The sequence below is a fragment of the Rhodomicrobium sp. R_RK_3 genome (genome assembly GCF_002198715.1).
Classification (GTDB): Bacteria; Pseudomonadota; Alphaproteobacteria; order Rhizobiales; family Rhodomicrobiaceae; genus R-RK-3.
The window spans coordinates 1-18,609 of the sequence record NZ_MWLK01000021.1; the positions used below are offsets into that span (position 1 = coordinate 1).

At 65.3% G+C, this 18,609-nt stretch carries 17 protein-coding genes; 6 read left to right on the forward strand and 11 right to left on the reverse strand.

What is annotated here, in order from left to right:
• Positions 1-267: 267 nt before the first annotated feature.
• Both BLEFHOIH_RS10915 and BLEFHOIH_RS10920 read right to left on the reverse strand, forming a co-directional pair.
• Complete coding sequence (locus BLEFHOIH_RS10915) at positions 268-561, reverse strand: GlsB/YeaQ/YmgE family stress response membrane protein (protein ID WP_088345830.1); 294 nt, start codon at positions 559-561, stop codon at positions 268-270.
• Positions 562-740: 179 nt separating this feature from the next.
• Entirely contained in the window at positions 741-1,415 is a 675-nt protein-coding gene (locus BLEFHOIH_RS10920) for a Crp/Fnr family transcriptional regulator (RefSeq protein WP_088345313.1), read from the reverse strand.
• Positions 1,416-1,957: 542 nt separating this feature from the next.
• Between BLEFHOIH_RS10920 and BLEFHOIH_RS10925 the strand changes: the two genes are divergently transcribed.
• On the forward strand, positions 1,958-2,788 hold the full coding sequence (locus tag BLEFHOIH_RS10925) for an SDR family NAD(P)-dependent oxidoreductase (protein WP_088345832.1): 831 nt from the start codon (positions 1,958-1,960) through the stop codon (positions 2,786-2,788).
• Here BLEFHOIH_RS10925 and BLEFHOIH_RS10930 read toward each other — a convergent pair.
• The 4 genes from BLEFHOIH_RS10930 to BLEFHOIH_RS10945 all read right to left on the reverse strand — a co-directional run bounded on the left by BLEFHOIH_RS10930 (position 2,783) and on the right by BLEFHOIH_RS10945 (position 8,102).
• Positions 2,783-3,334, reverse strand: coding sequence for a mismatch-specific DNA-glycosylase (locus BLEFHOIH_RS10930; protein WP_088345315.1), 552 nt, complete (start codon positions 3,332-3,334; stop codon positions 2,783-2,785). The two genes, BLEFHOIH_RS10925 and BLEFHOIH_RS10930, sit on opposite strands and share 6 nt — an antisense overlap.
• Before the next feature lie 9 nt (positions 3,335-3,343).
• Complete coding sequence (locus BLEFHOIH_RS10935) at positions 3,344-4,189, reverse strand: alpha/beta hydrolase (protein WP_088345317.1); 846 nt, start codon at positions 4,187-4,189, stop codon at positions 3,344-3,346.
• Positions 4,190-4,306: 117 nt separating this feature from the next.
• Positions 4,307-4,987: a sensor histidine kinase gene (locus BLEFHOIH_RS10940; RefSeq protein WP_088345319.1), complete on the reverse strand. Its 681-nt coding sequence runs from the start codon at positions 4,985-4,987 to the stop codon at positions 4,307-4,309.
• A gap of 181 nt (positions 4,988-5,168) precedes the next feature.
• Complete coding sequence (locus BLEFHOIH_RS10945; RefSeq protein ID WP_088345834.1) at positions 5,169-8,102, reverse strand: winged helix-turn-helix domain-containing protein; 2,934 nt, start codon at positions 8,100-8,102, stop codon at positions 5,169-5,171.
• A gap of 670 nt (positions 8,103-8,772) precedes the next feature.
• Between BLEFHOIH_RS10945 and BLEFHOIH_RS10950 the strand changes: the two genes are divergently transcribed.
• The gene (locus BLEFHOIH_RS10950) at positions 8,773-9,801 is read left to right on the forward strand and encodes a helix-turn-helix domain-containing protein (protein ID WP_088345321.1); all 1,029 of its coding nucleotides are present in this window, start codon (positions 8,773-8,775) and stop codon (positions 9,799-9,801) included.
• Positions 9,802-10,079: 278 nt separating this feature from the next.
• On the opposite strand, the gene BLEFHOIH_RS10955 is transcribed toward BLEFHOIH_RS10950, so the two are convergent.
• Entirely contained in the window at positions 10,080-10,445 is a 366-nt protein-coding gene (locus BLEFHOIH_RS10955) for a hypothetical protein (RefSeq protein WP_125461660.1), read from the reverse strand.
• A 648-nt stretch (positions 10,446-11,093) separates the two neighbouring features.
• Between BLEFHOIH_RS10955 and BLEFHOIH_RS10965 the strand changes: the two genes are divergently transcribed.
• On the forward strand, positions 11,094-12,824 hold the full coding sequence (locus tag BLEFHOIH_RS10965) for a hypothetical protein (RefSeq protein WP_088345327.1): 1,731 nt from the start codon (positions 11,094-11,096) through the stop codon (positions 12,822-12,824).
• A gap of 104 nt (positions 12,825-12,928) precedes the next feature.
• Here the strand turns inward: BLEFHOIH_RS10965 and BLEFHOIH_RS10970 are convergent, their stop codons facing one another.
• Together BLEFHOIH_RS10970 and BLEFHOIH_RS10975 are read right to left on the reverse strand one after the other, a co-directional pair.
• Positions 12,929-13,309, reverse strand: coding sequence for a hypothetical protein (locus tag BLEFHOIH_RS10970; protein ID WP_125461661.1), 381 nt, complete (start codon positions 13,307-13,309; stop codon positions 12,929-12,931).
• A gap of 289 nt (positions 13,310-13,598) precedes the next feature.
• A complete protein-coding gene (locus BLEFHOIH_RS10975) occupies positions 13,599-14,378 on the reverse strand; it encodes a GntR family transcriptional regulator (protein WP_088345331.1) in 780 nt (259 codons plus the stop codon).
• 874 nt (positions 14,379-15,252) lie between these two features.
• Between BLEFHOIH_RS10975 and BLEFHOIH_RS25940 the strand changes: the two genes are divergently transcribed.
• From BLEFHOIH_RS25940 to BLEFHOIH_RS10990, 3 genes are all read left to right on the forward strand, one after another.
• Positions 15,253-15,771 (forward strand): hypothetical protein, encoded by a 519-nt coding sequence (locus BLEFHOIH_RS25940; RefSeq protein WP_125461662.1) that lies wholly within the window; start codon positions 15,253-15,255, stop codon positions 15,769-15,771.
• Positions 15,772-15,957: 186 nt separating this feature from the next.
• Positions 15,958-16,572 (forward strand): hypothetical protein, encoded by a 615-nt coding sequence (locus tag BLEFHOIH_RS10985; protein WP_088345333.1) that lies wholly within the window; start codon positions 15,958-15,960, stop codon positions 16,570-16,572.
• A 250-nt stretch (positions 16,573-16,822) separates the two neighbouring features.
• Entirely contained in the window at positions 16,823-17,770 is a 948-nt protein-coding gene (locus BLEFHOIH_RS10990) for a polysaccharide deacetylase family protein (protein ID WP_170937107.1), read from the forward strand.
• A 7-nt stretch (positions 17,771-17,777) separates the two neighbouring features.
• Here BLEFHOIH_RS10990 and BLEFHOIH_RS10995 read toward each other — a convergent pair whose 3' ends face one another.
• Positions 17,778-18,089: a DUF4389 domain-containing protein gene (locus BLEFHOIH_RS10995; protein WP_170937108.1), complete on the reverse strand. Its 312-nt coding sequence runs from the start codon at positions 18,087-18,089 to the stop codon at positions 17,778-17,780.
• A 54-nt stretch (positions 18,090-18,143) separates the two neighbouring features.
• Complete coding sequence (locus tag BLEFHOIH_RS11000; protein WP_088345339.1) at positions 18,144-18,584, reverse strand: universal stress protein; 441 nt, start codon at positions 18,582-18,584, stop codon at positions 18,144-18,146.
• Positions 18,585-18,609 lie beyond the last annotated feature (25 nt).

Below are 18,609 nucleotides of genomic sequence, written 5' to 3' on the forward strand. Positions count from 1 at the left end.
GGCCCACTCGCCTCTCCACTTGCCGCAGCAATAGCGGAAATAGGATTGGGTCCCGGCTCGGCCTGACGGCCGTCCGGGACGACGGGGAGAGGACCTTCGATACGCAAAGGTCTCCATGAGGAGAGGGTAAGGGTGAGGGGGTAATCCCTCTCGGTAAGACAGGGCATCGCCACAAGGAGAGGCATTACCCCCTCACCCGGCACGCTTCGCGCGCCACCCTCTCCCCTTGGGATAGGGAAAGGCGGCGGCGTTTCGACCGTGCAGTTATTACCAGCGCCGGCCCCAACTGCCGCGCCAGCCGCCGCCGCCGCGCACGATGCTGATGAGGATCAGCAGCACGATCGCGCCGATGGTGGCGTTGATGATCGCCGCCAAGAGACCCGTGCCCAAGTGGATGCCGAGTTGCGGCAGGAGCCAGCTTCCGATCAGCGCGCCGACGACGCCGACTATGAGGTCGCCGAGCAGGCCGAAGCCGGTGCCCTGCACGATTTGACCGGCCAGCCATCCGGCAATCAGGCCGACGATGAGAATTACGGCAAGACTCTCGCCCGACATGTGCATCTTCATATCCTCCAGCAAAGAAGCGGACAAATCCCCCACGCGCAGGACGCGCGCGCTTGCCGCCGACAGGCTTTACGCTGTCAGCGGAAAGGCGGGGACAGCCCTTCTGTGCCATTCAGGCTACGCCCATGCCGGGGGCCGGACTGTGCAATATTGCTCATCGTGGTGAATTGAATGCTTCAATTCTTGATGTGCGGCTGGTCGTGCAGAATGACGTTCAGCAAGGAACTGTGCACCTCGATGCCGCCATTGTAGGAAATGAAGCCGAGCTTTCGAAATTTGTTCATGAAGAAGCTGACGCGCGCCCGCGTCGTGCCGATCATCTGCGCCAGCGTCTCCTGGCTGATTTTGGCGATCATCGGCTCCGGCTTGCTGTCCTTGCCGAAATTGGCGAGCAGCAGCAACAGCCGCGCAAGCCGTTTCTCGCTGGAATTGAAAAGCTGGTCGACGAGATCGGCCTCGACGCGGATGGCGCGGCCGAGCAGGTGGGCGATGAACATCTCCGAGAATGCCGTCTCCTCGTGGATCACCCTGAGGATCGCCGCCTTCTCGAGCCGGGAGATGACGCTGTCGGCCATGGTGGCGACGGTGGCGATGCGATGGGTCTGGCCGGCAAGGCAGCCCTCGCCGACGAATTCGTTCTTGCCGAGGATGGCGACGACGGCTTCCTTGCCCTGCTCGGAGACGACGGTGATCTTCACCTTGCCGCGCTGGATGTAGAAGACCGAATCGGCCGGATCGCCCTGGGCGAAGACGATCTGGTCCTTGCTGTATTTGCCGATGCTGCGGCCTTCCCCGACACGGGCGAGGAAGGCTTTGGGATCGAATTGCGGCGTCTGGCGCTTGACGGCCATGGCGAGACCTCCTGGCGCGGGGTTCGGTTGCGAACCATCCATGATTGCGTCAGGACATGATAGGTGCTGGCGCAAGATTTCGTAGGATAACAATGAGATTTCTTTATCTGTCAGTGCGAACAGGCGCTTGGCGCGCCAAACGAGGCGGCCCGGCGGCCCGATAGATCGAGCGCGGCTGTCTCGGGGAGATTTTCGGTACTGTTCAATCTTGCTCAGACATAGAGAACGCGCGCGGGCTAGTCTGGCCATTATCCCGGAGATGTCCTCCCCTTGTCACCGACGTCCGGGCCCTTCCCCGGCTGACACTATCAGCCGGGGCTTTTTACGTGCGGCGGGCGACAGGGCGACGCTGCATAACGCATTGTTTATTATTAATAAGGGCGGCGGTTGACGCGCGATGCCGCGGGCCCCGCAAGATTTCACACATTCTCACGCCATCTAACTCCCCCGCCGCACACTGTGACCGTAAGGTCGCGTGAATGCCTTGCCGCAGGCCGCGCGACGCATCGGACATCGGCTCCAAGACCTCGAAAGAAGGACACATGTCGAAAGTCTGGCTGATTACAGGCACATGCCGCGGATTTGGGCGGCTTCTCGCCGAGGCGGTGCTCGAAGCGGGAGACCGGCTCGTGGCGGCTGCGCGCAGGCCCGCCTGGCTTGCGCCCCTGGCCGAGCGCTATGGCGACCGCATCCGCATCGCCGGCGGCGATATCGGCGATGCGGCCCAAGCCCGCGAAACCGTGCGGGTGGCGGCGGACGGCTTCGGCCGCATCGACGTGCTGGTCAACAATGCCGGCTATGGCGATGTCGGCTCGATCGAGGACACCGGCATCGGCGAGTTCCGCGCCCAGATCGAGGCCGAACTGTTCGGCGCCATCACCGTGACCAAGGCCGCGCTGCCTTTGATGCGCCAGCAGCGCTCGGGCCACATCATCCAGCTCTCCTCCATCGCGGCCCGCATGGGATTGCCCGGCCGCGCCGCCTTCGCGGCCGCCAAATGGGGGCTCGAGGGCTTTTCGGAAGTGCTGGCCAAGGAGGTCGCGCCCTTGGGCATCAAGGTGACGATCGTCGAGCCGGGCAGCTTCCGCACCGATTTCGGTGCGCCGCCGGCGGTCGCCGGCCTCGCTCGCGGCATCAGCGAGCATACCGGGTTCCAGCCGGGCGATCCGGTCAAGGCCGCCGCTGTCATCACCTATATTGCCGGGCTGGCCGAGCCGCCCTTCCGCCTGCTGCTCGGAAGCGATGCCGTCGAATTGGCGCGGCAATGCGACCGCCTCCGCGCCTCGGCGGACGAAACATGGCGCGATTTGAGCCTCTTTACCGATTTCGCGCCGCCCGCCGGGGCAAGAAGCGCGCTCCCCCGGACCTCATGACGCGGCCAGCCGGTCGTACCACTGCGTCTGCTCGGCGCGGGTGAAATGGGCATTGGCCCCGCTCGGGTTGGGGACGAGAAAGACCCGGCTCGGCCCGAGGCGCAGATCCTGCGGCCCGAGCCGGATGCCGTCCGCCGCGCCGGTCAGCGCGCGCAGGACGTGGCGATAGCCGGTGACGCCGTGGAAGCAGGCGATGTCCGGGCGATAGCGCTCCAGCTTGGCGAGCAGATGCCCGACCCCTTCAGCGAATTCGGCCGGAGCCAGATCGCCGGCCTTGGGCGTCGGGCGCTTCACCAGGTCGGTGAAGCCGATGCCGTGGGCCAGCAGGGCCCGGTCATGCTCCGGCCCCAGCGCCTCGACGCCGAGCGCCCGCCGCGCCGCGAGGCTCAGCACCGAGCGCGACAGGCAGGGCCAGAAACGGTTGCTCCGCCGCGCGAAATAATGCCCGCGCTCGGCCGAATAGACCGACGGATTGATGCCGACGAAGACGATGCCGAGCCCTCCCTCGAGCAGATCGGGCAGGGTCGGCACCGGCTCGCCGCGCATCGGTTGGCCCTAGCGGTCGCCGAGGAAGTCGCGCAGATGGCCGTTGAAGGTCTCCGGGTCCTGCAGGAAGGCGAAATGGCTGACATTGGGCATGATCACCAGCTTGGCGCCCGGGATCGTCTTGGCCATATATTGATTGTGGTCCTGCCGGATGGCCTCGTCATGCTCGCCATCGGCGATCACGACGGGCGATTTGATGGTCTTGAGCTGGGCATCGGTCCAGTTCGGCTGCGACACCCACATCCGGCTGATCTGCTCCACGAAATCGTCATATTGCGTCGGCGTCGGCGACAGCCGGGCGTATTCCTGGCCCGCGCGCTTGATATAGGCGCCGAAGACGGGGTCGTTCTCGATGCCTTCCTTCAGGCCGCCGATGTTGGTGTTGGCGCCGAAGGCGAAGATGCGGCCGACGCGCGTCGGATGGCGCATCGCCATGTCGAGCGCGATGATGCCGCCGTCGCTCCAGCCGACGATGTCGGCCTTGTCGATCTTGAGCGTGTCGAGCAGGGCGACGACGTCGTCGGTCATCAGGTCGTAGCCGTAGGGCTTGCTGTCGCGCGTGCTGCGGCCGTGGCCGCGGCTGTCGACCAGGATGACGCGGTGCTTCGGGGCGAGCGCCTCGGCCTGCTTGCTGAGATAATCCGAATTGCCGAGCCCGCCATGCAGGATGACGACGGGCGAGCCGGCGCCGGTCTCGGCATAGAACAGGTCGATGCCGTTGACCTTGGCGTAGCCGGTCTTGGCGCCCGCGACCGGGGCCGGCGTCGGCGGCAGCGTCTGCCAGAGTTCGGCGGCCATGCCGGCCTGGATGGGCAAGGCGGCGAGGAGAAAGAGCGATAAGAGAATGCGGCGCATTCGGTCCTCCGTATGGGTGATGCGCGAGAGGCTGGATCGTCCGTGTTACGAAGAGATTTCAGCCTCCGGCCCCTCGTGTCAATGCCGGGGGCCATCACCCTTGTGGATGCCCGCGGGTCAGACCGTGCCGGGATCGGCCTCCAGCGGGCGCGTCGCGGGCGTTTCGCCGCGCCCGCCGATGCCGTAGCGGCCGTCGGGAAAGATCAGCGAAATCCTCGAGCCGCCGGCGCTGAAAACGCGGCAGACGCGGCCGCCGAGCCGGGCGGCGAGGCCGTCGACGATTTGCGTGCCATGGCCGGGGCGCGGACCCGTCGCCGCCTCGCCATCATCCATGACGGAACAGCGGATATGGCCGCCCGCGCGCCGGATCTCGACGCGGATGCATCCGCCCCGCTCCGCGAAGGCATGCTTGGCGGCGTTGGTGATCAGCTCGGAGACGACCAGTCCCACGGTCCAGCATTGCTCGGGCGTCAGCTCGACCCGTTCCTCGGCGAGTTCGAGCCGGATGCCGCGATCGTCGAGATGCGAGCGGAGGAGGGCGCGGCAGACGGCGCGCAGATGATCGGCGAGATCGGCCGCGTCGTCCTCGGCCGGCATTTGCAGCGCGCGATGCACATTGGCAAAGGCGAACAGGCGATCCGCTGCCGCGCTCAGCACCGCCTTGGCGTCGGAGGAGGTCGACTGAGCCGCCGCAAGCGACAGCGCCGCAATGGCGGAGCTGTATTCATTGCAGACGCGGTGAGTGATTTCGCGCAGCATCAGCATAGGCTCGCAGGCCCCTGGGTTCTCATTCGGCATCGCGTATCCTTAAGAGAGCCGGACGGGTCGCCGGGACATGTCAACGGGACCGGGCAACGGCTTTTGCGTCTTCGGCCGGAGCGGCGAAATGGGGATGGCCCCGGCAGCGGGTTGATTATGGATCGCGCGTGAGCCGAGCGCGCGTTAAACGTTGCTAGCCTGTGTGAGCAGGTGATATCGGCTACGCGCTGCGCAGTTGCGCGGGGCGCGGCTCCGTGCCGGAGAGCGCCCCGTTCGAATGTGCGGGCATGCCGAGTTGGTCCAGCAGGCGCCCGGCATATTTTACATCGGCGCTGTCGAAGCCTTCGGTCAGGCGCGCATAGACCGGCGCCAGCACCTCACGCGCCTGCTTGACGGCGTCCTGCGCGGCCCAAAAAGCCGCAAGGCTCGTTGCCGCGCGCAATTCCCATGCGAGCGCGCCCTGCCTTCGCGAAAGCTCCAAGGCGCGCCGTAAATACCCCTCCGCCTTGGCGGACTGGGCGCGCGGGCATGCCATCAGAATGCGGCCTTTGAGGCGAAGCAGCTCCGGCATGAAATAGCTGTCGCCGCCGCCGCATTCGGCGAGATCGAGGGTTTCGTCGATCTCCTTGAGCGCCGCCGCATGATTTCCCGTCATGGCCAAGCCGTTGGCGATCGAACTCTTGAAGCTTGCGGTCACCAATTCATAGCGGGCGGCGTGCAGCGTCTCCAGCGCGTCGCGCAACAGCTTCATGCCGGATTCGGCCTGGCCGCGCATGACCGCCAATTTGCCCTTCACTCCCTGTCCCACGGCATTATAGGGGGCGAGCGAATGCCGCTCGGCATGGGCCATGAAGCGGTCGAGACCTTCATCGGCGCTCTCGATATCGCCGCGCCAGACGCAGACCGAAACCGCGCAGATCAGCGCGATGCATAAGGTCACGGGATGTTCGAGCGCGGCCGCCTCCTCGACGGTCTGCCGGGCGAGGGCCAGCGCCTGATCGGCATGGCCTTGCAGCCAGAGCGTCCGGGCGAGGGTGATGCGCGCGCGGTTGCTGTGGTCGAAGCCGAAATCGCTGCTGTTGATGCGTTGGGAGCAGGGCGGCTGGATCAGCGCCGCTTCGAGATGCGCCCTGGCTCGGGCCTGATCGCCGTTCAGATGATAGCCGATGCCGAGCAGCGACTGCGCCGCCGCCATGCCGGCCGGATCGGCGATTTCGCCGGCGACGGCCGCGCCACGCTCGGCGCAGGCGAGCGCGCCGCGAAAATCGCCGATGCGCTCGTGAAAGATATGCAGCCTGCCGAGCAGCCTGAGCTGGCTGACCGGGTCTTTGAAGGCCTCGGCGAGCACCAGCGCCCGCGTGAAGGCGACGCGCACCTCCTCGCTATTGCCCTTGGTGAACATCAGGGCTAGTCCGAAGGCGCTCCGCAGTTCCAGCTCCCGCCGCGTGCCGCGCGCGCCTTGGTCGAGCGAGGCGAGCGCCCGCGCGGTCCAGCGGTGGCATTGGGTCAGCAGCGACATTTTCAGGAGGAGCGGCGCCGAAGCCGCCGCGAGGCCGACGCCGAGGGCGACATCGCCCCCCGGGCCAAAGCACCATTCCAGCGCCTTGCGTACATTGCCGACATGGATGGCGCAGGTGGCGCGCTCCAGGGACTGGGTGCCGCCACCGCGCAAGCCGGCTCCGATGCGCTCGAGATAATCGCGGTAATAGGCGGCGTGACGGCGGGACGCGGCATCGGCCTCGCCGCTGTCTATCAGCTTCTCCAGCACATAGGCGCGGGTGGTATCGAGCAGGCGATAATAGGTCTCGCCGGGCCCGATCGCGGCGGTGGCGAGCGACCTGGCCACGAGGCTTCCCACGGCGCCGACGATCTGTGCTTCGTCGACATCATCCCCGGCCGCGACCGACAGGCAGGCCTCGAGAGTGAAGGCGCCGGCAAAGACCGCCAGCCGCCGCAGGATCACCCGTTCCTGTTCGGTCAGCAGGTCGTAGCTCCATTCGAGCGTGGCGCTCAGCGTCTGGTGGCGGGGCAGGGCCGTGCGGCGCCCCTGCCAGAGCAGCCCAAAGCGGTGTTCCAGCAGCGCCGCCGTTTCCTTCACGCCATAGGCGCCGACGCGGCTCGCCGCCAGCTCGATGGCGAGGGCTATGCCGTCGAGGCGGCGGCAGATCTCGGCGACGACAGGCGCGTCGGCATCGCTCAGCTCATACCGGTTGCCGCAGGCGATGACGCGCTCGACGAAAAGCTGGATCGCGGGAAAGGCAAGCGCCTCGGCGGCGGTCAGGCCGGCGGCATCGGGCGGACTGTCGAGCGCGGCAAGGCGATGCACATGCTCGCCCTCGACCCAAAGCGGCTCGCGGCTCGTCGCCAGGATGTAGACCTGCGGCGCCTCCTCGAAAATGCGCTCGGCGAAAGCGGCGGCCGTCTCGATCACATGCTCGCAGCTATCGAGCATGAGCAGCATCCGCTTGTCGCGCAGGAAGCTGACGATGCTGGGCGTCGGATCGCTGTTGCGCACCATCAGCCCGAGTTCGGAGGCCAGCGTGCAGGGCACCAGTTGCGGGTCGCTGATCGGTCCGAGGTCGATGAACCGCACCGCGCCATCGAAGGAGGGGAGCAGCATATGCGCCACCGCCAGCGCGACGGTGGTCTTGCCGATGCCGCCAGGGCCGACAACGGTCAGGAAGCGTTCGGCGGCGAGCTGCTCGGTGATGGTCTGTACCGCGTCGTCGCGGCCCACCATCCGTTTGAGCGATGCCGGCAGCCGGTGGGCGGGCTCGGCGGCGAGACCGTCCTGCTCGGGCCTCCGGCGGGGCGAGGAGCGGGAGACCGGGGCGACAAAGCAATAGCCGCGTCCGGGGACCGTCGTCACGTAGCGGGCGCCGGACTGGCCGTCGCCGAGCGCCTTGCGCAAAGCGGCGATGTGGAAGCGCAAATTGCCTTCATCGACGGCGACATCGGGCCAGACGCGCGCGATGAGATCTTTCTTGCGCACAACTTCGCTGGCGTGCTCGACGAGGACGATCAGGATATCGAGAGCGCGCGCGCCAAGATTGAGCGGGCTGCCGGATTTTTCGAGCAGGCGCTCCCCGGCCAGCAGCCGGAACGGGCCGAACGAGACCGTGTCTTGGGCTTGGCCGGCTTTCTCATCGGTCATCCGCAACATCCCTGACGTGATCAATGCTGGCCGAAATCGCCAAGAGCTGCGGGCATTCCTGGAATGCCGACGCCGCCGCCAATGGCTAAACCCTCCACACCCGGCGCAGGGCAGCGCCAGACACCAGCATAAGGGTCCGGAACAAGGAGGGAGATAAAGAATTTAACATAATGAAGGCTCTATTAACGCGAGCGGACACAGCGATGCATCCGCCACGCCATCAAGGACATTCCGGTCTCCGCAATTGGACGAATAGGACCGCCTCAGGCGGCCCGGCGCCGTCCTACTCGCGCCGCTGCGTCCTTTACGCTCGGCCGAGGATCGCGCGCTATATGCTCACCCCGATGCCAGCTTCCTATAACACCTAGACATTATGGGCTTCGCTTTGCCAGCCGGTTAACATTACCCGTCTTGTTCTGGGGCGTCGGCTTGACATGCAAGCTCACCGCCTGTTGAAGCGCAGGCGCTTTTTCGGCCGGTGCCATGCAACCATTTACAGCAACTAACGGGATCTTACTCGGCTGCTGGAGCTTTGCCGCGTAAACTTCTCCAATCACTGCAAAAAACGTCAGAGCCGCTTTTGGGAGGGATCACGGAATGTTTAGCCCGGATTAATGGATCAAATGTCGGCCTCCGGCACTAATCCGTCGAGCCGCAGGAAGAGTACCGCATGAACGCCATCATTCCCGCCAATTTCACCCGGCCCAGAGAGATCGCGATCCTGGCGCTGGAATTGCCCGAGCTGCTCGACATTGCCGGCCCGGGGCAAGTCTTCGCGTCGGCCAACAGTCTCGAGGAGACGCGTGGCGCGCCGTACCGCGTCGCCGTCTATTCCGAGGACGGAGGCATGATCGAGACCGCATCGGGCGTCTCGATCGCGGCGCGGCCGCTGGCGGCATTGTCGCCGCACCGGGTCGACACGCTGATCGTCGCCGCCGGGCGCAGAGCGGTGCGGGGCGTGCCGCACCGGCAATTGTCGGTGCTGCTGGCGGCCTGCGCGCAAAGCTGCCGCCGCATTTGCGCCGTCGACGCGGGGGCCTTCCCGCTCGCCTCCTCGGGCCTGCTCCGGGGCATCAAGGCGACCACCCATTGGCGCTACGGCGAGCCGCTGCGCCAGCAATATCCGGACATTAAACTGGATTGCGACGTGATCTTCTCGCGGGACGGCGCCATCTGGACAGCGGCGGGCGGGGCGTCGAGCATCGACCTGTCGCTGGCGCTGGTCGAGGAGGATCTGGGCCATCTGGCGGCGCTGACCGTGGCGAAATCGCTGGTGGTGTTCCTCAAGCGGCCCGGCGGTCAATCCCAGCTCAGCGCGCCACTGAGCGCGCAGATCGCCTCGGCGACGGCGAGCGCGGACGAGCGCTTCATCGCCCTGCATGCCTGGCTTTCGGGCCGGCTGACGGAGAAGATCGGCGTCGAGCAGCTCGCCCGCTTCGTCGGCATGAGCGCCCGAAATTTCTACCGCAGCTACACCGCCAATACTGGCATGACGCCGGCCAAGGCGATGGAGCGCCTGCGCCTGGAAGCCGCCTGCCGGGAGCTGACCGGTTCGGCCTCCTCGCTGAAGCGGGTGGCGATGTCCTGCGGCTTCGGCAGCGAGGAGCGCATGCGCCGGGCCTTTCTGCGCCATCACGGCATTTCCCCTGCGCAATACCGCGCCCAAAGCCGCGACGCGGCGCATGTCCTGGCAAGCTGAGCCGGCCGGTTCTGATTGCGGCGAGGCGGGCGGCTGGTGCTATGCCCGGAGCCGCGTGAGTCCGGCTAATGCACCGTTCCATCCGCATCCGTAGCCTAGCTCCCTCGGGGAGCGGCTGGGGTGAGGGGGTAATACCTATCGGTAGGGCAGGCCGTCGCCTCAGCGAGAGGCATTGCCCTCACCCGGCGCGCTGTGCGCGCCATCCATGGGAGGGGTAGCCGCGACGCTGAGCGGCATCGCGCCGCTCAGGCCGATTTGAGTTGATGCGCCGCCTCCGCTTAGTCGCAGCCGTGATAGCGCGTGCAGCCGTAATAATCGCTGTTGCCCCAGCCCCAGCTCTCCGCGCAGCGATGACGCCAATAGCGGCAGCTATGGCCGTAGTCGCGATAGGATGAACCCTCATATTCGTCGTTGAAGAGCCAGCGCGCCCCCGCGTGCCGATAGCGGCGCCAGCCGTAATCTTCGTCGTCATCATCCCGGTAATATCGGCGGGAATAATAGCCGCCATAATATCCCGCCAATGTCACTTGTGTCCCGCTCGACGCGTCCGGAATGGCCGGGGCGGCGCCTGCCGGGAGCGCCGAGAGCAGGCCCGCAGCGCAGACCAGGCCCGCAATCAAACGAATTTTCGATCGGCTTTCCATGCTCGTCCTAACTCCATTGAATGAATTGCCTAAGTACGAAATGGTTAACGGCGAAGTATGAAACTGACAAAGTCATGTCAAAGAGCGCCATGCAAGTTCTAATTGCAGGATACCGAGTCATTATGGCGGAAGCTGTGAGTTTCGGCGGTATTTTGGGGATTGTTTGGCGCCGGCATTGCGTGAGAGGGGAGAAAGCGCGGAGCCAATTTTCGCCATCGTCAAGTCACAGCGGCTCGTACCTGCCCTCGGTCGGCCGCGACATTTTCCGATTGCGAAACAATGATGAAGCGCATTGCCCGCTTTGGCCATGGTCTTGTGATTCGCATCTGCGCGATTGCTTTGGCGGCAGCTTTGGTGCTCTGGCAGGTCTTTCCAAGCGGGGCCGACGAGGTGGCGCTGGGCAAAGCCGCCTGCCGCCGGGACTGGCCGGCCTGGAGGCTTATCGCGCCGGCCCTCAGGACCGCCTTCCGGCCGCCATCTTCCGGTGCTCGGCTTGCCCGACGCTGTTAAGCGCGCAGCCATCACCGCCTATCGCGCGACGCAGAAATAAGCGGAATTACTCAGAATTCTCAACGTGGCATTGGTGGACGCGCGGGGCGCGAGCCATCATGATGCGCGGAAAATATTTGACCTATTCTCGGAGTTATTATGCAAGTTTCTGCAAAGGCCGATCCGGCCCCGGCAAATCGCGCGGACGGCCGCGTCCCCATCGTCATCGGCATTGCCGCCGATAGCATCACCGCCAACCCCGATGCGCTCCCAGCGGCGGTCAAAGCGCAATGCGAGGAGCTGCGGTCGCGATACAAACACAGCCCGTTCCTAATCTTGTCCGGGCTGGCCGAGGAGGCCGACCGGACGGCGGTGCGGCTGGCGCGTGACCTACTCGGTGCCAGCCTCATCGCCGTGCTCCCGATGGCGCGCGAGGCGTTCGAGACCGAAGCGCCCACGCCCGCCGAGCGCGCGGAGATGGGCGCGCTGCTAGGCGCGGCGGAGGCGGTGCTGGAGCTGGGCGGCAGCGGCTTCACCAAGGCCGCCGCGACCATTGCGGAACACGCGCAAATTCTGATCGTGCTTGCGAAGGCTGGCGCGCCCGGCAAGGCCTCCGATGCCGTCGAGTGGTTTTGCCGGGGCCTCGCGCCGAACCGGTTCTCCTTCTATGCCGGCCAGCTCTCTCCACTCGACCCGCCCGAGCCGGGGCTGCTCATCCGCATCGATCCCGAGACCGGCGAGCAGAGCCGCCAGATCACGAAGAGCCGCGAGCAACTTGACAGCAACATCGAGCAGATCCTGGCCGAGACCGATCGCTTCAATGGTTCCGTCCTTGCCAATACTTCGCGCATGGGCAAGAATTACCCGTTGCTCGGTGGACTCATCTCCCAGGATGAGGCGGTGCGGGCCCGAGCCGAAGGGCTTGCCGCCGGCGTGGCGATGGTGCGCGCCGTCTACGACGCCGCCGATACGGTCGCGGTGCGCTTCGCCGGTCAGGTGCGGGTGCTGGACCAGTGCGTCTACGGCGCCGCGGTCGTCGCCTTCGCCATCTTCGCGCTGATGAGCGAGGCGCCTTATCTGGCGATCGTCTATTTCATCCTTGCCGGCATCATGCTCGCCGCCTGGGTCTACGTCTCCCGCACGGCGCTCGACAACCGCTTTCTGGAATATCGCGCGCTGGCTGAGGCGATGCGGGTGCTGTTCTTCTGGCGGCTTGCCGGGGTGAAGCGGGCCTCCTGGCTGAGCTACCTGCCAAAACATGCGGGCGTCGTCACCTGGGTGCGGCACGCCGTGCGCGCGGTCGAGTTCCGGCAGAACGCGTCCGGACGGCTCTTGCCCGAGCCGGGGGCGGACGGTGTCACCGCGGCGCGGGCGGAATGGATCGGCAGCCAGACGGAATATTACCAGAAGCGCCGGCGCGAGCACGAGATCTCCGGCAGGCGATGGCGGGCCTTCAGCCACAGCTCGCTCTATCTCTCCTACGCGCTCGCCTGTGTCCTAGTGCTCTGCGTTGCCTATTGCGTCCAGCAGCGCGGGCTCGACGCGATCACCGATTGGAAGGGCAACACCATCTTCACGATCACGGCGACGTCACTGGCCAACATCATGCAGATTGCGCTGGGCATCGCGGCAGCCATCGGCATCGCCGCGCGCGGATATCTGCAGCGCCGGGCGGACGAGGAATTGGTGAAGCAATACAGCGCCGCCCTGCACATTTTTTCCATCGCCAAGAGAGAGCTCGAGGAGGCTGACGCCGCGCTCCGCAACGGCACGGAGCCCGACTGGCCCCATGCCGCAACGCTCGAGCGTCTCGGGATAGAGGCGCTGACCGAACATGGCGAATGGCTGATCCTGCGGCACTCGCGGCCGTTCGAGCTGCCGCAGCAGTAAAGAGGCATGGGGCTTGGGCAAGCCCCGCCGGTGGAGGCCATCCCTGCCGGGGCAACGCCCGCTTCGCCCGCGCCGATTGGCGCGAAGTTGGCCGGGCGGAGCGATCACGCCGACTGCGCGGCGGCTGCGGGCGCGGCCTCCGGCTCACGCTTGGCACGGGCGGCGTCATAGGTGCGGTGGAGAAGCCAGATCAGGAAACGGATGAACATGCTGACGGCGAGGCCGATGAACAGCAGCAGGATCGATTTCGGACCCAATTCGCCCAGAAGCGTCGCATAGGCGCGATTGGCCAGTTCGGGCGAGAAGCGTTCGAGCTGGATGGCGAATTGGTTGAGCAGGTTGCGGCAGAGGCCGATAAGATAGCCGAAGGTCGCCAGGTGGTGCAGGTTCAAATACATATAGGCGACCATCGCCACCAAGACCTCGGCGACCAGATAGGCAATCAGCAGCGCCGAGAACACGATCGATTTTAAAAGCGATCCCACGCCGTCATTCCTCGACCGGGGCTTGGCCGCGCTCACGCGCTCCGCCTTCTTCTTGCGCCGTGGCCGGCCCACGCGCAAGCGCCCCATCCGCCTCAGCAGGCCGAGGCCGAGGAGGACGGGTGCGCCGGTTGCTTCAGATGTGTCACCGGTTGGCGTCATGCCTGGCCTTAGCGATCGGACAAGCACCGGCCCGGATTGGGCGTTACGAGCGGGGCCGCGAAGCGCGCCGCCGATCCGTCCGCCCGATGCTTGTCTCAAGCATAGCAAGCGGCACGGAACGGGAAAAGGGTCAGGCGGCCTCGGGTTCTCCATGCCGGTTTTCGCGGCGGCTGCTCATGCCCGGCTTGTCTTGCGGGGCGAGCGTGTCCTTGATGGCGCGGAAGCTGTTCTCGATGTGCTCGCGCAGCAGCCGGGAAAGCGTCGGCGCATCCCGACGCTCGATGGCCGCCATGATGTTCTGATGCTCGGCGATGATGTTCGCCCAGCGCGGGCCGGACAGGTCGACCGAGACACCGGCGCGGCGGATGCGGCTCGACACCGAGCGAATCAGTTGCACGAGATTGCGGTTGCGCGAGCCGGCCTCAATACGCTTGTGGATCTGCTCGTTGATCGCGAAATGGCCCTTCACGTCATGCTTTTCGTAGCTGGCGAGAAGCTGCTCATGCAGGTCGCGAATCTCGGCGATCTCTTCGGCGGTCAGGCGTTCGCAGGCCAGTTCGCCCGCCAGTGCCTCGAGCCGCGCGTAGATCGGGAAGGCTTCCTTGAGGTCCTGCAGCGTCAGTGCGCTGACGGTCGAGCCGCGATTGTGGTTCAGCACCACGAGGCCTTCGAAGGCCAAAACCTTCAGTGCTTCCCGTAAGGGGGTGCGGGAAACGCCGAAGCGTTCGCACAGTTCCTTCTCGGGGATCTTGGCGCCGGGCCGCAGTTCACCGTCGATGATGCACTCGCGAAGCCGGACCAGCAATTCGTCGTGGAGATGGCGCCGGGAGATCGGGCCGCTGCCTGGCTCCTCTTCGGCGAAATAATGCAGGGACGGGACAGACCGGCTGACCGCCGTGATCTCATTCATGCTGGAGACTTTCTCGTAAAGCGTAAATTCGTATTCTCGCGGCTGCCTTGCTGGAGCGCTTCCTGTGCCGGGCCTCGCCGTCAGGCTGCCCGATCGCTTTGTTTCGTCGCATTTCCGGCTCGAATCCGGTGCCCATCCCTTTGAGGCGGGCCAGTAATTACCCAAATGCTCTCGAACCCAACACCGCTTGCTTGCCGGGTGGCGTTTACCCGAAACGAGTTTTTTTCTTCCTCGCACTGCCGGGGCTTCCGACCTTGGTCCATTGCCCCTTACGCCTTTCATCTGCATGATATTATACGCAGATCACACTGCATACCAGCGCGGGCGGACGATCGAGCCATGCTCAAATCCGCAAATTGCCGTGATTATTCGACATAGCTGGCAAGCGGGCTCAGGCGCAGGCATCCCATGACCGGCGCCCCGCAAAGATCGAAGAGCTCGGGCCGAATTTAACGTATCAAGTGACGGATGACCGCCGGATTGTGCATACTTTCGGCCAAATCGGTATGCGTTATTATTCCAGCAGACTGTCGATGCCCGAACGCCGGGAACAAGGCTTTTCCCCATCACATTCTCCGGGGAGTCGAGATCATGCCCTGGGACGATTTCACGGCGCAATGCGGGCCAATGCGTAGTGCGTCAGTGAAGCATCCCCTCCCACTATCAAGGTCACAGAAGTGTGAATCGCGCAAGATAAACACAGTTACACTTGTAGTACTTTTTGTTTCAACCGCAGGAAAGCTGACATCGACATAATCCGATACAAAGCTTGAGCCGGTTGCGGGGAGAAATTCTGGAACATGCCACATTCTGGTGCGTTCTTGTAGCATCCCCCAATTCGGACACCGGGTCCGAGAGCGTATGTGAGAAAAGTATGATCACTTTAAAGCGCACAATGGCTGTTGTCGCGGTGGGCGCAACCATTGCGATCTCGGGCATCTTGCCCGGCTCCGCCGCACCTATCAGCGGATCCGCTCCGATGAGCGTCTCGCCTGACGGCTCCAGCGCCGGTAAAGCCACCGACGAAGGCCTCACTTTCGTTCGCCGCGGCGGACGCGGCGGCGGCCACTGGCGTGGCGGCGGCGGCGGTGGCCGGCACGCGTTTCGTGGCGGCGGCGGCGGCCGATATTTCCGCGGCGGCGGCGGACGCCGCTACGCCTGGTCCGGCGGTGGGCGACGTTGGCACGGTGGCGGCCGGCGCTGGCGCGGCAACCGAGGCTATTGGGCCGCTCCGTTCATCGCTGCGCCGTTTCTTTATGGCGGCTTCGGCGGTTACGGCTATGACGGCTACGGCTATTCGGGTTACCGCGGCTACGGAAATAGCTGCTACCAGCAATGCCGCTACTCGAACGGGCCGCGCTATTGCCGCCGGTTCTGGCGTCGCTACTGCTAAGGCAGCAAGGCTATCACATTGGGAGAGGGAGTGTTTGGACGCTCCCTTTCTTTTTGCCCGCGCTTTACTTTTCCCCAGGATTCAGCATTTCATAACCAAGAGCGCCCGTGCGTCGCGGCTGCTGTCAATCGTTTCGTATGGGACCGCCGGATGGGGCCAGACCGCGTCAGTGCCAGGGCGTCCGTCGTGGAGACCGCTTCGAGCTCCGGCGGGCTGAAGCCGGCTGAGCGGCAGCGCGTCGACGCGGCGGCCCGCTGGCTCGACAGCAATCTGGCCGCCCAAGGTGACCCCTCGCGCGCCAGCCGGATCCTCATCGCCGGAGACGCGACGCTTCCTCAGCCATGGGCCGTTGCGATTGCGCGCCTGCTGGCGGAGGACGGCGACCCGGTGCTCCTGATCGACACCAGCCAAGGCGGACTGGCCTTATCGGCGGCGCTGGAATTGCCGCGCTCGCCGGGGCTTGCGGAACTGTGCCAGCGCAGAGCCGAGTTCGAGGATGTGATCTGGCGCGACCCGCCGAGCGGATGTCATTTCCTGCCCTCCGGTCGGCCGCGCGCGGTTGGCGGCGGCTGGGGCGAGCCGGGCGCGGCGGACCGGGTGTTGCGCGCCCTCGATGCCAGCTACCGCACGCTGATCATCTGCGCCGAGGCCGAGGAAGCGCATCTGCTCGCCGGCAATCTCAAGCGCCGATTCTCCGCCGCGATCCTGATCGAGGCCCGGCCTCCCGGCCTCGGGCGGGGCATTCGCGACCTGTTTGCAGTGTTCGGTTTTCCCGCCTTGCAGGTCGAACCGCTGCGCTGAGCGCCCGCGCGCGCTCTCACGTATTTGCCTAAAATTTTACGCAAATCTTTGGAGGCGCGCCGAATCGTGCCAGCCTCGAATTGGGCATGTTTTTCCGCCGGTTCCGGGCACTGCGTAGGCGGTTTTTGGGGGATTGACCGTGGTGATTCGGGACTTGCCGAGAGGGCGATTCGACGCCTATCTGCGCACGCATTACAGGGACAAGCCGGGCATGCTTCCGCGCTTTTCCATGGGCTGTGGCGCGATTTTCATGATCCAGCGTGTTCAGCCGGTCGACGCGGCGGTTGCCTCGCGGGGCTCGCTTGGCGAGACCGATCCGGCCCTGCTGGAGGAGATGATTTCGCTGGTCGCGGCGCGCGGATTGGATGTGGTTTCGCCCGCCGAGATGCGCCGCCGCCTGCTCGAGCGGGATTTTTCGCGCCGTTTCATCCTGTTCACGTTCGACGGCGCCTATCGAGGCATCGTTGACACTGTGTTGCCGATGTTTCAGAAGCGGGCAATGCCGTTCACGGTTTATTCCGGCAGCGATTATCTCGGCACCGGCCGCTTGCCCTGGTGGCTGGCGCTGGAGGCGCTGATCGAGGGCAGCGAAAAGATCGCGCCGGAAATCGGGGCGGAAAAGCGCGAATATCGCTGCCGCTCGGCGTCGGAGAAGCAGGAGGTTTTCGCGGCGCTGTTCCGTCCGCTCGAGCTGATGGCGCCGGGCGAGCGCGACGCGCTGCTGGCCAAGGAATGCAAGCTTCAGGGCATCGGTCTCATGGATGCCGCCGCCCGAGAAATGCTGTCGGCGGAGGAGTTAAAAAGCTTGGCGCAGAACGGCTTGGTGACGGTCGGCAGTCAGGCTGGCGGCAGCCAGGCGTTGTCGGAGCTGAGCTTCGACGGGGCGCGCGAGGCGATCGCGGCTTCCCTGGCGGCGCTGGAAGTCGCCCTGGGCGAACGGCCGCGCCATCTTGCTTTTCCCGGCGGCGCCAAGGCCAATGTCACCGCCCGTGATGTGAGGCTTGCACGCGAATTGGAGTTGGAGACCGCCATGACAGCCATTGAGGGTGCGCTCTGGAAGGAGCACGCGGGGGAGCTGCTGGCACTGCCCCGCATCGCCCTCGACAATGACCCGGCGACGCTGGTCCGGGCCCTGATGCTGAGCAGCGGCGGCCTTAGCGATGTCGGCCAGCCCTGGAGCCGCGCGGCGATCGCCTGACCACGACCTATTCGGTATCCGGCGTTGTGTATACCGGCCCGGAGGGCCAGTCCGCCCATGGGAATGGCTTATCGTCGGTGTCGTGCAGCAGGTACAGCACTACGGCGCTGAGCCAGCGGGCGAGCGAACGGCCAAAAAGTGTGATGTTCGCGTTGGACTGGCCGGTGATCGCCTCCCAGAGGAACTGCAGGATAGCGGCAGCGGTCAAGACGGTCTGGCCGATGCCGAACAGGATCAGGAACGCAATCATGAACAGCGCCCGTACCCAGACGGACTGACCTTGCGGCTCGGCCGCTCGTGCTGGCGTCTGCTCGCTCATCGCTTGATGCTCCATTGGGGTTGGTTGCGGTCGATCGCGAGGGCCCGGGCCGGACTACATGCGATGGACCAGGACGGGCACCGTCGAATGCGTCAGCACCTTGACTGTCTCACTCCCGAGCAGGATCGCGGCGATGCCGCGGCGGCCATGCGAGGCCATCACGATCAGGTCGCAGCCTTTCGCTTTTGCCGTGTCGATGATCGCCTGATAGGGGTTCTCGTTCTCGACATGGACCGTTTCGCAGGCGACGCCCGCGGCCCGCGCCGCATCGGCAACCGCGCCGAGCGATTTCGCGGCATAATCGTGAGTGCGCGTGTCATAGGCGTCAGGCGTGTCCTCGAGCATGGAGGCGTCGGTCGTGAACGTATGAAACGGCGGCGTCGCGATGACGGCCGTCGTCTTGGCGTCGAGACGTTTGGCCAGTTCGATGCCGTGCCGGACTGCGTGCAATGCAAATTCCGACCCGTCCGTCGGTAAGAGGATATGGCTGTACATGGTCGCCTCCTTGCGCGTTGGCTTT

Excerpts from the sequence above, each read along its gene's own strand:
- BLEFHOIH_RS10965 (WP_088345327.1), top strand. The coding sequence starts at position 11,094 with ATGCAAGTTTCTGCAAAGGCCGATCCGGCCCCGGCAAATCGCGCGGAC.
- BLEFHOIH_RS10955 (WP_125461660.1), bottom strand. The coding sequence starts at position 10,445 with ATGGAAAGCCGATCGAAAATTCGTTTGATTGCGGGCCTGGTCTGCGCT.
- BLEFHOIH_RS10930 (WP_088345315.1), bottom strand. The coding sequence starts at position 3,334 with ATGCGCGGCGAGCCGGTGCCGACCCTGCCCGATCTGCTCGAGGGAGGG.
- BLEFHOIH_RS10940 (WP_088345319.1), bottom strand. The coding sequence starts at position 4,987 with ATGCCGAATGAGAACCCAGGGGCCTGCGAGCCTATGCTGATGCTGCGC.
- BLEFHOIH_RS25940 (WP_125461662.1), top strand. The coding sequence starts at position 15,253 with ATGATCACTTTAAAGCGCACAATGGCTGTTGTCGCGGTGGGCGCAACC.
- BLEFHOIH_RS11000 (WP_088345339.1), bottom strand. The coding sequence starts at position 18,584 with ATGTACAGCCATATCCTCTTACCGACGGACGGGTCGGAATTTGCATTG.
- BLEFHOIH_RS10935 (WP_088345317.1), bottom strand. The coding sequence starts at position 4,189 with ATGCGCCGCATTCTCTTATCGCTCTTTCTCCTCGCCGCCTTGCCCATC.
- BLEFHOIH_RS10915 (WP_088345830.1), bottom strand. The coding sequence starts at position 561 with ATGCACATGTCGGGCGAGAGTCTTGCCGTAATTCTCATCGTCGGCCTG.
- BLEFHOIH_RS10995 (WP_170937108.1), bottom strand. The coding sequence starts at position 18,089 with ATGAGCGAGCAGACGCCAGCACGAGCGGCCGAGCCGCAAGGTCAGTCC.
- BLEFHOIH_RS10925 (WP_088345832.1), top strand. The coding sequence starts at position 1,958 with ATGTCGAAAGTCTGGCTGATTACAGGCACATGCCGCGGATTTGGGCGG.
- BLEFHOIH_RS10920 (WP_088345313.1), bottom strand. The coding sequence starts at position 1,415 with ATGGCCGTCAAGCGCCAGACGCCGCAATTCGATCCCAAAGCCTTCCTC.
- BLEFHOIH_RS10975 (WP_088345331.1), bottom strand. The coding sequence starts at position 14,378 with ATGAATGAGATCACGGCGGTCAGCCGGTCTGTCCCGTCCCTGCATTAT.
- BLEFHOIH_RS10990 (WP_170937107.1), top strand. The coding sequence starts at position 16,823 with ATGATCCAGCGTGTTCAGCCGGTCGACGCGGCGGTTGCCTCGCGGGGC.
- BLEFHOIH_RS10945 (WP_088345834.1), bottom strand. The coding sequence starts at position 8,102 with ATGACCGATGAGAAAGCCGGCCAAGCCCAAGACACGGTCTCGTTCGGC.
- BLEFHOIH_RS10950 (WP_088345321.1), top strand. The coding sequence starts at position 8,773 with ATGAACGCCATCATTCCCGCCAATTTCACCCGGCCCAGAGAGATCGCG.